The sequence below is a fragment of the Streptomyces sp. NPDC053560 genome (assembly GCF_044544605.1).
In the GTDB taxonomy this organism is placed as follows: domain Bacteria; phylum Actinomycetota; class Actinomycetes; order Streptomycetales; family Streptomycetaceae; genus Streptomyces.
The window spans coordinates 514,455-529,944 of the sequence record NZ_JBITXI010000002.1 but is presented as its reverse complement, the minus strand read 5'-3'; the positions used below and the strand labels follow the sequence as shown (position 1 = coordinate 529,944).

Genomic DNA, 15,490 nt, shown 5'->3' with positions numbered 1-15,490 from the left:
GACCGTACTGCGCGAGGGGGAGCGCGGGTGAGCACCGAAGCCAATTACGCCGGCCCGCGCCGCCTGCCCCGGATACCCCCGCCCCCGCCGTACCGCCCGACGACCGGAGCGGCCGCCTCCGAAGAACCCGCGCCCGACAGCGGCCCCGTCCCGCCGGTACCTCCCCGGCCGGCCGTCCCGCCGAAGCCCAGCCGCCCCGCGCCGCCCGGATACCGCGACACCGCGTCCTTCCACCTCGCCCACGCGGAGGCCGCCTGGCAGCGGACGAAGAGCGCCAAGCCACCGGCCATGAAGGCGGCCCAGAAGCCCGCAGGGCCGGCGAGAGCGGAAACGTCCCCCCAGGACCGGCCCGCCGAGCGCACGCCGCTGCCCCCGGAGAGAGGCGCCGTCGCCCCCCTCGGACAGCCCGGCCCCACCCCGCCGCGCCGCCCGGCCGTACGGAAGGCCGTCGCCGCCGCCTGCCTCGTGCTCGGCCTCGGCCTCATCGGCGGCGCCGCGGCCGGCAGCTGGCTCGCCGGCGAACCCGGCCCCGGAGAGGCGACCGCCGCCACCTTCGGCGAGACCCGCGGCCTGTGGCACAGCCTCCCCGTGAACACCCTCTTCCCGCGCACCCTGCACGGCACGGCGGCCGGCCCCGGCGGCGCCGACCGCACCTGGAAGCGGATCGCGGTCGCCCCCGACACCGGCTGTGCCGACGCCTTCGACCCGCTGCTCGCCAAGGCCCTGGCCCCGGCCGGCTGCAAGCGGCTGCTGCGCGCCGACTACGTCGACGCCACCCACAGCAGCGTGATCACCGTCGGCGTGGTCACCACCAGGGCCGACGCGGCCGGGATGCGTGCCCTGAACAAGCGGTTCACCACCGAGCGGCTGGACAGCCGCCGGGACCTGATGCCCCGCCCGTACACCGCCCCCGGCACCCTCGCCGCCGGCTTCGGCCCCGAGCAGCGCGCCAGCTGGAGCATCCAGGTACTGCCCGACGCCCCGCTCGTCGTCTACGCGGTCTCCGGCTTCGCCGACGGCCGGAAGGTGCCCGACCCGCAGCCGGCGAGCGAGGCCACCCGCACCGGCGCCACCTCGGCACCCGCCCAGTCCGGCCTCGGCCACGACGCCGCCGGCGTCGCCGACCGCATCGAACACGCCTTCCGCACCGAGGCGGCCAAGGCCGGGGAGGAAGCCGAATGACCCGCCGCCGAGCTCTCCTGGCCGCCCTCACCGCCACCACCGTCGTGGCCCTCGCGACACCGCCCGCGCACGCCGACGGCATCCGCACCCAGGAATGGGCCCTGGACGCCCTCCACGTCGACGACGCCTGGCGGACCACCAAGGGCGACGGCATCACCGTCGCCGTCCTCGACACCGGCGTCGACGCCACCCACCCCGATTTGAAGGGCCAGGTCCTGCCCGGCAAGGACCTCATCGGCTTCGGCGCCGCGCGCGGCGACAAGACCTGGGCGGGCCACGGCACCGCGATGTCCGGCATCATCGCCGGGCACGGCCATGGCCACGACAACGCCGACGGCGTCCTCGGCATCGCCCCCGAAGCGAAGATCCTCCCCGTCCGGGTGATCCTCGAAGACGCCGACCCGCAGCGCAAAAAGGCCCGCACCGAGCGGTCCAACGCCCTCGCCGACGGCATCCGCTGGGCCGCCGACCACGGCGCCGACGTCATCAACCTCTCCCTCGGCGACGACAGTGACTCCGCCCACCCCGAACCGCGCGAGGACGCCGCCGTCCAGTACGCCCTCGCCAAGGGCATCCCCGTAGTCGCCTCGGCCGGCAACGGCGGCGAGCACGGCGACCACGTCTCCTACCCGGCCGCCTACCCCGGCGTGATCGCGGTGACCGCGGTCGACCGCTACGGCTCCCGCGCCTCCTTCTCCACCCGCCGCTGGTACGCCACGGTCAGCGCCCCCGGCGTCGACGTCGTCATCGCCAACCCCGACCGCAAGTACTACGAGGGCTGGGGCACGAGCGCCGCCTCCGCGTACGTCTCCGGCGCGGTGGCCCTGGTCCGCGCGGCCCACCCCACCCTGAAGCCCGACCGCATCAAGCAACTCCTCACCGAAACAGCCGGCGACACCCCCGCCCAGGGCCGCAACGACGACCTCGGGGCCGGCCTGGTGGACCCCGCGGCAGCAATCAAAAAGGGCGCCCCCACCACGACCACCGGCACCAGCACCACCTACACCAAGCCCTACTTCGGCCCGGGCCCCACAGCGCAACCGGCGTCAGGCAACTCCTGGCTCCCCTGGACAGCCACCCTCGCCGGAGCCGCCCTCATCACAGCAGCAGTAACCCTCTGGCGCCGCCGCACCTGACCACTCACCTCACCCCCACCCACCCGTCCGTCACCGGGGCGCACCCCGACGAACAGAACCGCCGGGCACCGCCCGCGACCCGTCCCACCCCGGCCGATAGGCTCAAGCCGTGGACCAGAAAAACATCCCCAACCCCGGCTTCTCCGACGACAACGGCACCGCCGACCCCGAACTGGCGGCCGCCCTCGCCGCCTGGTCCGCGGACCGCACCGCCGAGCCCCGCCTCCTCGCGGCGCTCCGCGGCGCACGGCTGCTCGTACCGGTGGTCGCCCTGCTGGGAGAGGTGGAGACCGGTCCGGACGGGCTCCAGCGCGAGAAGACCAGCGACATGGCCGTGCCGACCCTCCAGGCCCCCGACGGCCGCCGCGCGCTGCCCGCCTTCACGTCCATGGACACCCTGCACCGCTGGCGCCCCGATGCCCGCCCGGTCGCCGTCCCGCTGGAGCAGGCGCTGCTCGCCGCGTCCCACGAGAAGGCCGACACCGTGGTCATCGACCTCGCGGGCCCCGTGACGTACTCGCTGACCGGTGCGGCGCTGCGCGCCCTCGCCGAGGGCCGGACCAGTACCGATCCGCTCGCCGACCCGCGGGTCACCGAAGCGCTGCGGGCCGTGCTGGCGGCGGAGCCCGGTGTCCGGGTCGCCCATCTGGCGCCGTCCGCCGACACGGATGCCACGCTGGCCCTCGGCCTCGCCCCGGACGCCCCGGCCGGCGAGGTGGCACAGCGCGTGGCCAATGCGCTGGCCTCGGACGCCGTTCTCCGCGAGCGCCTCGTACGCGGCCTCGACCTGGCCCTGCTGCACCCGGACACCGCCCCCCAGGGCGAGCCTCTGTTCACGCGCTGACATCACCGGTTTGGCCCACCGGCCCTCACCGAATCGAACCGATCAAGGCCCACCGGCCTTCACTTGGGCGACGACGCCAAGGCCCACGGGCCCCGAGGCGGGCACAGAGACCAGCCGGAACCGGCCGGGGCCACCCGGCCGAGCGCCCGCCGACAGGCGGACACCTCAAGGGCGACGCACAATCGCAGCAGGTGCAAGATCCCTTCGAGGAAGGCCCCTACATGGACACCCCGGAGACCCGCTCGGTCGTATCCGAGTTCCTCGGCACGCTGCTTCTGGTGTTCTTCGCGGTCGGCGCTGCCGTGCTGGCCGGGGAGTACATCGGGACCTTCGGCATCGCCCTGTCCTTCGGCTTCACCCTGCTGGCCCTGGCCTACGCGCTCGGCCCCATCTCGGGCTGCCACGTCAACCCCGCGGTGACGCTCGGCATGCTCGTCGCCCACCGCATCACCCTCCGTACGGCCGTCGAGTACTGGATCGCCCAGCTCCTGGGCGGCATCGTCGGCTCCGCGCTCCTCTTCCTGGTGGCCAAGCAGGTCCCGGGTCTGAAGACCGACGGCGCCTTCGGCAGCAACGGCTTCGGTGACCGCTCGGCGGTGCACATCAACCTCGGCGGTGCGTTCGTCGCCGAGATCGTGCTCACGTTCCTGCTGGTCTTCGTGGTCCTCGCGGTCACCCACAAGGTGGCCCTCGTCGGCTTCGACGGCCTGGCCATCGGTATCGCGCTGGCCACCATCCACCTCATCGGCATCCCGCTCACCGGTACGTCCGTGAACCCGGCCCGTTCCTTCGGTCCGGCGCTCTTCGCGGGCGGCGGGGCGCTCTCGCAGCTGTGGCTGTTCATCGTCGCGCCGCTGATCGGCGGCGCGCTGGCGGCCCTGGCGCACCGGCTCACGCACACCCCGTACAGCCCGCTGCGGCCCCCGGCCGACCAGGAGCCCCCGGCGGACGAACGCGCGGCGACCTGACCCGCAACACGGCCCCTACGACAGTGGCCCCCTGATCCACCGGGATCAGGGGGCCACTGTCATGTCGCGCGGGCGCGCCACTCGGCTACGGGCGCACCACTCAGCCGTAAACCGGCCCCGTGTACTTCTCCCCGGGCCCCTGCCCCGGCTCGTCCGGGACGACCGACGCCTCGCGGAAGGCCAGCTGGAGCGACTTCAGCCCGTCCCGGAGCGGCGCGGCATGGTACGAGCCGATCTCGGTGGCGCTGGCGGTCACCAGCCCGGCCAGCGCCTGGATCAGCTTCCGCGCCTCGTCCAGGTCCTTGTGCTGCTCGCCTTCCTCGGCGAGGCCGAGGTTGACCGCGGCCGAGCTCATCAGGTGCACCGCGACGGTGGTGATCACCTCGACGGCCGGCACGTCGGCGATGTCGCGGGTCATCGCGTCGAAGTCCGCGGGCTGCGTGCCCTGCGCTGCCGCGGGGTCGGAGGGGGGAGGGGTGGCGTCGCTCATGGCTCTCTATCTGTCCGTACGATCGGTGCGCCCGCTCCGTGCGGCCGGTGCGCTGCCCTCAGACTAGGCCCAGACGCGCGCCCGCCCGCGCGTGGGGCGCCACCCGCGCCCGGGGCGCCGCCCGCGGCCGTGCGGAAGCGGACGCGCCGGGCCTCGCGTATGCACGCGGGGACCGTACGCGCGTACGGCCGGTACGGGGCATGCCCGAGTCGTGTAACATTGACTGCGACCGGCCGGTCATCTATGTGTCCGGCCCACAAGTGGAGGCTCCGATCTCCCACCCGATTCCAGCCCTCAGGGCAGGCGGGTCATCGGTCAGGCTGCGCCCCGCGGTGACATTCGCGGCGGTGCTCCCGAGCCAGTTTCCGGAGCCCCGCCTGTGTCCTGTCCGGGGCGTTTTTCGTGCTTTCGGCAAGGATGGTCACACCGAACAGACGTTACGCGGCTGTCCGCCAGGCGGTCGTGTGGTGCTAACCGAGGAGGATCCATCAGCGCCGAGCCCCGCATCAACGACCGGATTCGCGTCCCCGAGGTGCGACTCGTCGGTCCCAGCGGCGAGCAGGTCGGCATTGTGCCGCTTGCCAAGGCCCTGGAGCTTGCGCAGGAGTACGACCTCGACCTGGTCGAGGTGGCGGCGAACGCCCGTCCGCCGGTCTGCAAGCTCATGGACTACGGAAAGTTCAAATACGAGTCGGCCATGAAGGCCCGTGAAGCGCGCAAGAACCAGGCGCACACGGTCATCAAGGAGATGAAGCTCCGGCCGAAGATCGACCCGCACGACTACGACACCAAAAAGGGTCACGTCGTCCGGTTCCTCAAGCAGGGCGACAAGGTCAAGATCACGATTATGTTCCGTGGTCGCGAGCAGTCCCGTCCGGAGCTCGGCTTCCGGCTGCTGCAGCGGCTCGCGGAGGATGTCCAGGACCTCGGTTTCGTCGAGTCGAACCCGAAGCAGGACGGCCGGAACATGATCATGGTCCTCGGTCCGCACAAGAAGAAGACCGAGGCGATGGCCGAGGCCCGCGAGGCGCAGGCCGCCCGCAAGGCGGAGCGCCAGGGTGCTGCCCCTGCCGAGCAGGAGCAGGCCGCCGAGGAGCCCGCCGAGGCGTGATTCCAGGGTGCTGCCCCGGATCAGCGCCGGGGTCACCGCCCCGGACACCGAACGAGACATCTGACGCTCCCATATGCCGGCCCGCCGGCCGGCGGGGGCGCCACTGACGAGGAGAGAACGGCGCATGCCGAAGAACAAGACGCACAGCGGCTCCAGCAAGCGCTTCAAGATCACGGGCTCCGGCAAGGTGCTCCGCGAGCGCGCCGGCAAGCGCCACCTGCTCGAGCACAAGTCGTCCAAGCTGACGCGTCGCCTCACCGGCAACGCCGAGATGGCCCCGGGCGACGCCAAGAAGATCAAGAAGCTTCTCGGCAAGTGAGTCGCCGCGCCCCTGAAAAGGCGGCGCGCGACCTCGACCGGGACCAGAATCGAACCGGGCCGTGTGCCGACCACCACGGCCCCGCTACAAGGAGTTAACAAGTGGCACGCGTCAAGCGGGCAGTCAACGCCCACAAGAAGCGCCGGGCGATCCTCGAGCAGGCCAGCGGCTACCGCGGTCAGCGGTCGCGTCTGTACCGCAAGGCGAAGGAGCAGGTCACTCACTCGTTCGTCTACAACTACAACGACCGCAAGAAGCGCAAGGGCGACTTCCGTCAGCTGTGGATCCAGCGCATCAACGCCGCTGCCCGCGCCAACGGCATGACCTACAACCGCTTCATCCAGGGTCTGAAGGCCGCCAACATCGAGGTGGACCGCAAGATCCTGGCCGACCTCGCGGTCAACGACCAGAACGCGTTCGCCGCGCTGGTCGAGGTGGCGCAGAAGGCGCTGCCGAGCGACGTGAACGCTCCCAAGGCTGCCTGAACCACAGCCTGAGGCAGTTGTCGCGCGGACCCGCAGGCCCCCGGCCTGCGGGTCCGCCGCCGTTTCGACCCCCGTACACCCTCCGTACGCACGTCCCGCAGAAGTGAGCCGCCGCCCATGGGCACCCCCGAGCTGATCTCCCCGCGTTCCGCACGCGTCGCCGCAGCGCGGCGGCTGGCCCGCCGCAACTTCCGCGGCAAGGAGCGCCGGTTCATCGCCGAGGGCCCGCAGGCGGTCAGAGAGGCCGTACGGCACAGCAGCAACGGCGAGCCGACCCTCGTCGAGGTCTTCGCCACGCCCGAGGCCGCCGAGCGCCATGAGGGCATCGTGGCCGCCGCCCAGGACGCCGGGGTACGCGTCCTGCTGGCCGACGACGACACCATCGCCGACCTCTCGCAGACGGTCACCCCGCAGGGGCTGGTCGGGGTCTGCCGCTTCCTGGACTCGCCCTTCGAGGAGATCCTGGCCGCCCGCCCGAAGCTGATCGCGGTGCTGGCCAACGTCCGCGACCCCGGGAACGCCGGTACGGTGCTGCGCTGCGCCGACGCGGCGGGCGCGGACGCGGTGGTGCTCACCGACGCCTCCGTCGACCTGTACAACCCCAAGTCGGTACGGGCCTCGGTCGGCTCGCTCTTCCACCTGCCGGTGGCCGTGGGCGTACCGGTCGAGCGGGTCGTGGACGGGCTCAAGGGCGCGGGCGTCCGCATCCTGGCGGCGGACGGCGCGGGCGCCGACGACCTGGACTCCGAGCTGGACGCGGGCACCATGGGCTCCCCGACGGCCTGGGTCTTCGGCAACGAGGCCTGGGGGCTGCCGGCGGAGACCCGGGCGCTGGCCGACGCGGTGGTCCGGGTCCCGATCCACGGAAAGGCCGAGAGCCTGAACCTCGCGACCGCCGCCGCCGTGTGCCTGTACGCCTCCGCGCGCGCCCAGCGGTCGGCCGGAGGGTGCCGCTCGGCCGCCGCGGGCTAGTAGGGTTGCGTGCCCAGATCCCGGGAGGGGGCAGCGGGATGAATGTGAGGACTTCCGGCACACGCGCATCCGTCGTGGACATCTGTCTCTCGGGTGATCCCGGCGAGAACCCTCCGCTCCCGTACGACCCGGCCGCCTCGGTCGGCGGACTGGATCCGGACGAGCTCCCCGACGGCCTCGTGGTGGCCGACGAGGCGGGCCGGGTGGTGTGCTTCAACGCCGCCGCCGCGCGGCTGACGGCCGTGGATCCCGCCGACGCGCTCGGCGAGCCGCTGGAGCGCGCCCTCCCGCTGCAGGACATGGAGGGCCGCCGCTGGTGGCAGCTGACCGACCCGTACGGCGGGCTGGCCATCCGCACCGGCCAGCCGGAGCGCAATCTGCTGCTCGGCGGCCGGGAGCTGCTGGTCTCCGCGCGGTACGTCCGCACCCGGCCGACGGGGCCGGTCCGCCGCCTGGTCGTCACGCTGCGCGGCACCGAGGCGCGCCGCCGTACGGAGCTGAGCCACGCCGAGCTGATCGCGACCGTCGCCCATGAGCTGCGGTCGCCGCTGACGTCCGTGAAGGGCTTCACGGCGACGCTGCTGCAGAAGTGGGAGCGGTTCACCGACGACCAGAAGCGGCTGATGCTGGAGACCGTCGACGCCGACGCCAACCGCGTCACCCGGTTGATCGCCGAGCTGCTGGACATCTCGCGCATCGACTCCGGGCGCCTGGAGGTCCGGCGGCAGCGGGTCGACATGATCGCCGCGGTACGGCGCCACGTCCAGGCGCAGACGACGGCGGGGCAGCGCCCGGACCGCTTCCTGATCCGGATGCTGGAGCCGCTGCCGGAGCTGTGGGCCGATCCGGACAAGGTCGACCAGGTGCTGGGCAACCTGCTGGAAAACGCGGTGCGCCACGGCGAGGGGACGGTCACAATCGAGGTAGCGCCCTCGTCGTCCGCTCCGCCCGAGCAGACGTGCACCGGGACGACCGTCACGGTGAGCGACGAGGGCCCCGGCATCCCGGAGGATTCGATGAACCGCGTCTTCACCCGCTTCTGGCGGGGCAGCAAACGCGGCGGCACGGGCCTCGGGCTGTACATCGTCAAGGGCATCGTCGAGGCGCACGGCGGCACGATCACGGTCGGCCGGGCCCCGGCCGGCGGCGCGCAGTTCCGATTTAGCCTGCCCGTCGGCACCCCGGCCTTCATGGCCTGACCGGGTCCGACGGGCGCTGTTCCGACTGGGGCGCCGGTGAGGCGTGGCCGCGGTGCCCCTTAGACTTGACCTTTGGCACCTTTGGCACTCAAGCGTCGGGGGCAAGCCGCGCGCCAAGACCATCGGAAGCACGGGAAGAGATGTCGGCACCGAACAAGTCGTACGACCCTGTTGAGGTCGAGGCCCTGAAACCGGAAGAGATCGAGCGGGTGCAGAGCGAGGCGCTCGCCGCGTTCGCCGCCGCGAAGGACCTCGACGAGCTCGCCCAGGCGAAGACCGCGCACACCGGCGGGACCTCGCCGCTCGCGCTCGCCAACCGGGAGATCGGCGCCCTGCCCCCGCACGCCAAGGCGGACGCCGGCAAGCGCGTCGGCCAGGCCCGCGGCCGGGTGAACCAGGCCCTCAAGGCCCGCCAGGAGGAGCTGGAGGCCGAGCGGGACAGCCGCGTGCTGGTCGAGGAGGCGGTGGACGTCACGCTGCCGTACGACCGCGTGCAGGCCGGCGCCCGGCACCCCCTCACCACGCTCTCGGAGCGCATCGAGGACGTCTTCGTGGCGATGGGCTACTCCGTCGCCGAGGGCCCCGAGGTGGAGTCGGAGTGGCTGAACTTCGACGCGCTGAACATCGCCCCGGACCACCCGGCCCGCACGATGCAGGACACCTTCTTCGTCGAGTCGGCCGCCGACGGCGACGAGAAGCAGACCGGTGTGGTGCTGCGCACGCACACCTCGCCGGTGCAGATCCGCTCGATGCTGGACCGTGAGCCGCCGCTGTACGTGATCTGCCCGGGCCGCGTCTACCGCACCGACGAGCTGGACGCCACGCACACCCCCGTCTTCACCCAGGTCGAGCTGCTCGCGGTCGACGAGGGCCTGACCATGGCGGACCTCAAGGGCACGCTGGACCACATGGTGCAGGCGCTGTTCGGCGAGGGCATGGAGACCCGGCTGCGTCCGAACTACTTCCCGTTCACCGAGCCGTCCGCCGAGATGGACATGGTGTGCTACGTGTGCCGTGGCGCGTCCGTGGGCAATCCGGACGCCCCCTGCCGCACCTGCTCCAGCGAGGGCTGGATCGAGCTGGGCGGCTGCGGCATGGTCAACCCGCGGGTGCTGACCGCCTGCGGTGTGGACGCGGAGAAGTACAGCGGATTCGCCTTCGGGTTCGGCATCGAGCGGATGCTGATGTTCCGCCACAACGTCGAGGACATGCGAGACATGGTCGAGGGTGACGTGCGCTTCACCCGGCCTTTCGGGATGGAGATCTGATGCGGGTCCCGCTTTCTTGGCTGCGGGAGTACGTCGACCTGCCGGCCGGTGAGTCCGGCCGTGACGTGCAGGCCAAGCTGATTGCCTCCGGTCTGGAGGTGGAGACCGTCGAGCAGCTCGGCGCCGGGCTCAAGGGCCCGCTGGTCGTCGGCCAGGTCCTCACGATCGAGGAGCTGGAGGGCTTCAAGAAGCCGATCCGCTTCTGCACGGTCGACGTCGGCCAGGCCAACGGCACCGGCGAGCCGCAGGAGATCGTCTGCGGCGCGCGCAACTTCGCCGTCGGTGACAAGGTCGTCGTGGTCCTCCCGGGCGCCACCCTCCCCGGCGACTTCAAGATCTCCGCGCGCAAGACGTACGGCAAGAAGTCGCACGGCATGATCTGCTCCGGCGACGAGCTGGGCATGGGCGACGACGGTTCGGGCGGCATCATCGTGCTGCCGCCCGAGTACGAGGTCGGCACCGACGCGATCGAGCTGCTGCAGCTGGTCGACGAGGTCCTGGACATCGCCGTCACCCCGGACCGCGGCTACTGCCTGTCGATGCGCGGCGTCGCCCGCGAGACGGCCACCGCGTACGGCCTGCCGCTGCGCGACCCGGCGCTGCTGGACGTGCCGCCGCCGAACTCCTACGGCTACCCGGTCAAGGTCACCGACCCGATCGGCTGCGACCGCTTCACGGCCCGTACGGTCGTCGGTCTCCAGCCGGAGGCGCGCTCGCCGATCTGGCTCAAGCGCCGCCTGCAGAAGGCCGGCATGCGCCCGATCTCGCTGGCCGTCGACGTCACCAACTACGTGATGCTGGAGCTGGGCCAGCCGCTGCACGCCTACGACCGTTCCCTCGTCGAGGGCACGATCGGGGTGCGCCGCGCCGAGCCCGGCGAGAAGATCACCACCCTCGACGGCACCAAGCGCGTCCTGGACGCCGAGGACCTGGTCATCACCGACGACCGCGGGCCGATCGGCCTGGCGGGCGTCATGGGCGGCGCGAACACCGAGATCGCCGACCACGCGGAGGGCCAGGGCACCACCGAGGTCGTCATCGAGGCCGCGCACTTCAACGCGCTGACGATCGCGCGCACGGCCCGCCGCCACAAGCTGTCCTCCGAGGCGTCCAAGCGCTTCGAGCGCGGCGTCGACCCCGAGGCCGCGTCCGCCGCTGCCCAGCGGACCGTCGACCTGCTCGTGCTGCTCGCGGGCGGCACCGCCGAGGCCGGCGTGACGGAGATCGTGTCGCCCAGCGCGCCCCGCTCGATCACCATCCCGGCGGACCACCCGGACAAGGTCGCGGGCGTGGCGTACGGCCGCGAGACCGTCGTGCGCCGCCTGCAGCAGGTCGGCTGCGATGTGTACGGCCAGGATGAGCTGGTCGTCACGGTGCCGTCCTGGCGCCCGGACCTGACCGACCCGAACGACCTCGCCGAGGAGGTCATCCGGCTGGAGGGCTACGAGAACCTGCCCTCCACGCTGCCGACGCCGCCGGCGGGCACCGGTCTGACCGAGCGGCAGCGGCTGCACCGCCGGGTCGGCCGCGCGCTGGCCGGTGCCGGTTACGTCGAGGCGCTGAACTATCCGTTCCTCGGGGAGGCCGTGCTGGACCAGCTCGGCATCGAGGCGGACGACCCGCGCCGCCGCACGGTCAAGCTGGTCAACCCGCTCTCGGACGAGGAGCCCTCGCTCCGTACGACGCTGATCCCGGGCCTGCTGTCCGCGCTGCGGCGCAACGACGGCCGGGGCACGCACGACCTGGCGCTCTTCGAGACCGGCCTGGTCTTCCGGCCGACCGGCGACGAGAAGCCGGCCGCCCGGCTGCCCGTCGACCGCCGTCCGACGGACGCGGAGATCGCCGCGCTGAACGGTGCGCTGCCCGAGCAGCCGCGCCGCGTCGCCGTGGTCCTCGCGGGCGCCCGCGAACAGGCCGGCTGGTGGGGCAAGGGCCGCCCGGCGACCTGGGCGGACGCCGTCGAGGCGGGCCGTCTTGTGGCCCGTGAGGCGGGCGTGGAGCTGATCGTCCGCCAGGACCAGCACGCGCCGTGGCACCCGGGCCGCTGCGCCGCGCTGCTCGTCGCCGTGGACGGCGAGGAGGTGCTCGTCGGCAACGCCGGTGAGCTGCACCCGCGCGTCATCAAGGCGCTGGGGCTGCCGGAGCGCACCTGCGCGATGGAGATCGACCTGGACCGCCTGGAGCGGGCCGGTGCCGGCCCGCTCCAGGCGCCGCGGATCTCCACCTTCCCGGTCGCCACCCAGGACGTCGCGCTGATCGTCGACTCCTCGGTCCCGGCCGCCGATGTCGAGGCCGCGCTGCGGTCCGGCGCCGGGGACCTGCTGGAGGACCTGCGGCTGTTCGACGTCTTCACCGGCGAGCAGATCGGCGAGGGCAAGAAGTCGCTGGCGTACGCGCTGCGCTTCCGCGCGGCGGACCGCACGCTGACCGCCGACGAGGCGTCCGCGGCGCGTGACGCCGCGGTGGCGGCGGCCGTCGAGCGGACGGGCGCGAGCCTGCGCGGCTGAGAAAGCCCACCCGAGCGGGTGGCGGTTCCGGTTCCGGCCGGTGCCGCCACCCGCTTTTTTCGTGCGCCGGCCCAATCGGGTGGCGTCAATCCGACTCATCACTCGTTCGGGTGAGAGGTGAGCTTTGGGTGGCGGGGCCGACACCGTGTGTGGCCAGAATCGATCACGCCGTAAGAGCGCGTACGCCGCGGCACCGGACAGGCAAGGGTGCAGCCACCCGAGCACGCGAGAGTACGGCGGAGGGGGATCCGGATGATCCGCACCTGGGCGCGGCAGTGCGGCCGGGTCCGCCGCCGGGTCCAGGCGTGGCGCCCGCTGCCGCCGGTCGAGGGGGAGACGTATTCCGGCTTCGCCCGCCGGCTCTTCGTCCTCGTGCTCCCCGGCCTCTGGGTGGCCGGCGTCCTCGCCTGGGAGCTGGCCGGATGCGGGCATGATCAGCCGCTCCAGCTCCTCGCCGCGGCCCCGGCCATCGCCTGCGCCGGCACGGGCCGCCGGGAGTGCGTGGTGCTCGGCGGGCTGTGCGCCCTGCTCGCGCTGGTGCCGTTCGGGCCGGGGAGCGGCATCGCCCCGCCCGCCACCCGGCTCTGGACCTGCGCAGCCGTCCTCGCCGTGGTCGTGGCCGGCTATCTGACGGCGGGCCGCCGCGCACGGCTGCTCCGCGAACTGGACCGCACCCGCGATATCGCGGAGGCGGCGCAGCGGCTCGTGCTGCGCCCGCTGCCGGAACGTCTCGGCGGCATCCGGGTCGCCGCCGGTCATCTCTCGGCGGGCGAGGGCGCGTTGATCGGCGGAGACCTGTACGACGCGGTGCCGACCCGGTACGGCCTGCGGGTGGTCATCGGCGACGTACGCGGCCACGGGCTGGGGGCGATCGGCACGGTCGCGGTCATGCTCGGCTGCTTCCGCGAAGCCGTGCACGACGAGCCGGGGCTGCCGGGCGTGCTGCGGCGGCTGGACCGCACCCTGGCCCGGCATCTCGCGGAGCGGGCCCGTGCCGAACACCCGGCGTGCGGCGGCGTGGTGACGGACAGCCCGGCGGCGGAGGAGTTCGTCACGGTCCTGCTGCTCCAGCTCGCGCCCAGCGGCGAGTTCACCGCGCTGAACTGCGGTCACCCGTGGCCGTATCGGTTCAGCGGCGGCGCAGCCGAGCCGGCCGCCGAGGACGGGCCGCTGCCGCCGCTGGGCCTGTTCCCGCTGCCGGACCGGCTGCGGCCGCTGTCCGGCCGACTGGACCGCGGCGAGGGGCTGTTGCTGTACACGGATGGCGCGGAGGACGCCCGTGACGCGGACGGCGCCTTCTTCCCGCTCGGCATGCAGCTGCGGGCGTGCCTGGCCGAGGCGGCGCCCGAACCGCCCCTCCCCGGCGCCCTCGTCACCGCCGTACGCGACCGGATCGTGCGGCACGCGGGGGGCCGGCTCACCGACGACGTCGCCCTGCTGGCCCTCGCCCCCGGCCGCCCCCGCGCCGCGGCCGGGGGCCCGCGCGTACCGGCTCAAGGGACGCCGCACACGCCGGACGTCCCACGGGGTCACCACGGTTCACACCCCGTGTGAACTTTCCCTGCTTACGCTGGAGACGAGGCGAAGCGCGCCCGCCGCTGACGACGGCGCGGACCGGGAGGGGGCCATGGAGCCCAATACCCTGCTCGACGCGATCCTGGACGAGGCGGGCATCTCGCATGCCGGTCTGGCCGTGCACATCAACCAGCTGGGCCGCCGGCGCGGCCTGTCCCTGCGGTACGAACACACCGCGGTGGCCCGCTGGCTGAAAGGGCAGCGGCCGCGCGGCCAAGTACCCGACCTGATCTGCGAGATCCTCAGTGAACGGCTGCACCGCCCGGTCAGTCTGGACGACATCGGGCTGAGCCGGCCCGGTACCCGCCGGGCCGCCGACACCCCGCTCTCCGGTTTCGTCGAGCGGGCCACCGCGCTGTGGCGCTCCGACGAGCAGCAGCGTCCGCACGTCCTGGCCGCGCCCGCGCTCACCGGTACCTCCGCGGTCATGCCCGTCTGGGAGTGGGAGAACCCGCCGGAGGACTCCGACGTCTCGCGCAGCGGCCTCACCCGGGTGTCCATGGCCGACATCGAGATGCTGCGGTCGGCGCGTACGCACTACGAGCAGATGTACCGCAAGGCCGGCGGGGTGGCGACCAGGGCGCGCATCGTCGGCTTCCTCAACACCGAGGCGGCGCCGTTGCTGCGGGGCAGCTACACCGACGCCACGGGGCGTCAGCTGCACCGCGCCACCGGCGGCCTGGTGGCCGTGGCCGGCATCTGCGCGTACGACTCGGACGCCTTCGGGCTCGCGCAGCGCTACTTCCACCAGGCGCTCCGGCTGGCCAAGGCGAGCGGCGACCGGGGGCTCGGCGCGTACATCATCGCTCTGCTGACGAATCAGTCCCTGTTCACGCGGGAGTACCGTCAGGCGGTCGCCTTCGCCGAGGCGGCGCTGCGCGCGGCGGGGCCGCACATCACCCCGGCGCTGGCCGCCGACCTGTACGCGATGCAGGCGAAGGCGTACGCACGGCTGGGCGACGGGGCCGGTGCGCTGTCCTGCATCCGCCGGGCCGAGGCCGCGGCGGAGCGGATCCGTCCGGGCCAGGAACCGGACGAGACGGGGTACGTCCAGCCGGGCCTGGTCAACGTACAGGTGGCGGAGGCGCTGCTCAGCCTGGGGGACCTCCGGGCCGCACGGGAGCAGGCGACCGCCGCCGTCGACACCCCCGCGCACGACCGCGGACGGGTGCATCGACTGGCCATGCTCGCGCACATCGAGTTGAGACAGGGGGAGACGGAGCGTGCCGTGGCCAGTGCGACGCAGATGGCCGAACAGGCACGGGGCATGGAGTCGCAGCGGTTACGGGACCGCCTGCGGGCGGTTCGCGAACTCCTTGCCGAAACCGGAAGCAGCGCCACCGACGCCGCGGCCGACTTGATCGATGAGGCGTTGCGCGTTCCGCTCTGACGGATGGCTCGTGTCCACGTGCCATCTCTACGGCGGAAGGTGGC

13 protein-coding genes and 1 pseudogene are annotated in these 15,490 nt (G+C 72.9%); 13 read left to right on the top strand and 1 reads right to left on the bottom strand.

Going from position 1 to position 15,490, the window contains the following annotated elements:
• The first annotated feature begins 27 nt into the window (after positions 1–27).
• From ACIGQF_RS05665 to ACIGQF_RS05650, 4 genes are all read left to right on the top strand, one after another.
• A complete protein-coding gene (locus tag ACIGQF_RS05665; protein WP_399705892.1) occupies positions 28–1,182 on the top strand; it encodes a hypothetical protein in 1,155 nt (384 codons plus the stop codon).
• Positions 1,179–2,318 carry a type VII secretion-associated serine protease mycosin gene (mycP, locus tag ACIGQF_RS05660; RefSeq protein ID WP_399705889.1) on the top strand — a complete coding sequence of 380 codons (1,140 nt, stop codon included), beginning with the start codon at positions 1,179–1,181 and terminating at the stop codon, positions 2,316–2,318. Before ACIGQF_RS05665 ends, mycP begins: the two co-directional genes overlap by 4 nt.
• Positions 2,319–2,427: 109 nt before the next feature.
• Positions 2,428–3,162 carry an SseB family protein gene (locus ACIGQF_RS05655; RefSeq protein ID WP_399705885.1) on the top strand — a complete coding sequence of 245 codons (735 nt, stop codon included), beginning with the start codon at positions 2,428–2,430 and terminating at the stop codon, positions 3,160–3,162.
• 221 nt (positions 3,163–3,383) lie between these two features.
• Positions 3,384–4,130, top strand: coding sequence for an MIP family channel protein (locus ACIGQF_RS05650; RefSeq protein ID WP_399706380.1), 747 nt, complete (start codon positions 3,384–3,386; stop codon positions 4,128–4,130).
• Between the two features lie 100 nt (positions 4,131–4,230).
• Here the strand turns inward: ACIGQF_RS05650 and ACIGQF_RS05645 are convergent, their stop codons facing one another.
• Positions 4,231–4,620, bottom strand: coding sequence for a DUF1844 domain-containing protein (locus tag ACIGQF_RS05645; RefSeq protein WP_399705882.1), 390 nt, complete (start codon positions 4,618–4,620; stop codon positions 4,231–4,233).
• 462 nt (positions 4,621–5,082) lie between these two features.
• On the opposite strand from ACIGQF_RS05645, the pseudogene infC reads away from it, so the two are divergent.
• From infC to ACIGQF_RS05600, 9 genes and pseudogenes are all read left to right on the top strand, one after another.
• A pseudogene (gene infC / locus ACIGQF_RS05640) lies at positions 5,083–5,731 on the top strand (translation initiation factor IF-3).
• A 124-nt stretch (positions 5,732–5,855) separates the two neighbouring features.
• Positions 5,856–6,050: a 50S ribosomal protein L35 gene (gene rpmI, locus ACIGQF_RS05635; protein ID WP_030251934.1), complete on the top strand. Its 195-nt coding sequence runs from the start codon at positions 5,856–5,858 to the stop codon at positions 6,048–6,050.
• Between the two features lie 101 nt (positions 6,051–6,151).
• Complete coding sequence (gene rplT / locus ACIGQF_RS05630) at positions 6,152–6,535, top strand: 50S ribosomal protein L20 (protein ID WP_030251930.1); 384 nt, start codon at positions 6,152–6,154, stop codon at positions 6,533–6,535.
• Positions 6,536–6,652: 117 nt separating this feature from the next.
• Positions 6,653–7,507: a TrmH family RNA methyltransferase gene (locus ACIGQF_RS05625; protein WP_399705878.1), complete on the top strand. Its 855-nt coding sequence runs from the start codon at positions 6,653–6,655 to the stop codon at positions 7,505–7,507.
• A gap of 38 nt (positions 7,508–7,545) precedes the next feature.
• Positions 7,546–8,706: an ATP-binding protein gene (locus ACIGQF_RS05620; protein WP_399705876.1), complete on the top strand. Its 1,161-nt coding sequence runs from the start codon at positions 7,546–7,548 to the stop codon at positions 8,704–8,706.
• A 140-nt stretch (positions 8,707–8,846) separates the two neighbouring features.
• Positions 8,847–9,974, top strand: coding sequence for a phenylalanine--tRNA ligase subunit alpha (gene pheS / locus ACIGQF_RS05615; RefSeq protein WP_399705874.1), 1,128 nt, complete (start codon positions 8,847–8,849; stop codon positions 9,972–9,974).
• The gene (gene pheT / locus ACIGQF_RS05610) at positions 9,974–12,481 is read left to right on the top strand and encodes a phenylalanine--tRNA ligase subunit beta (protein WP_399705870.1); all 2,508 of its coding nucleotides are present in this window, start codon (positions 9,974–9,976) and stop codon (positions 12,479–12,481) included. Before pheS ends, pheT begins: the two co-directional genes overlap by 1 nt.
• 252 nt (positions 12,482–12,733) lie before the next feature.
• On the top strand, positions 12,734–14,035 hold the full coding sequence (locus ACIGQF_RS05605) for a PP2C family protein-serine/threonine phosphatase (RefSeq protein WP_399705867.1): 1,302 nt from the start codon (positions 12,734–12,736) through the stop codon (positions 14,033–14,035).
• 73 nt (positions 14,036–14,108) lie between these two features.
• Positions 14,109–15,446, top strand: coding sequence for a transcriptional regulator (locus ACIGQF_RS05600; RefSeq protein ID WP_361564989.1), 1,338 nt, complete (start codon positions 14,109–14,111; stop codon positions 15,444–15,446).
• Positions 15,447–15,490: the final 44 nt, after the last annotated feature.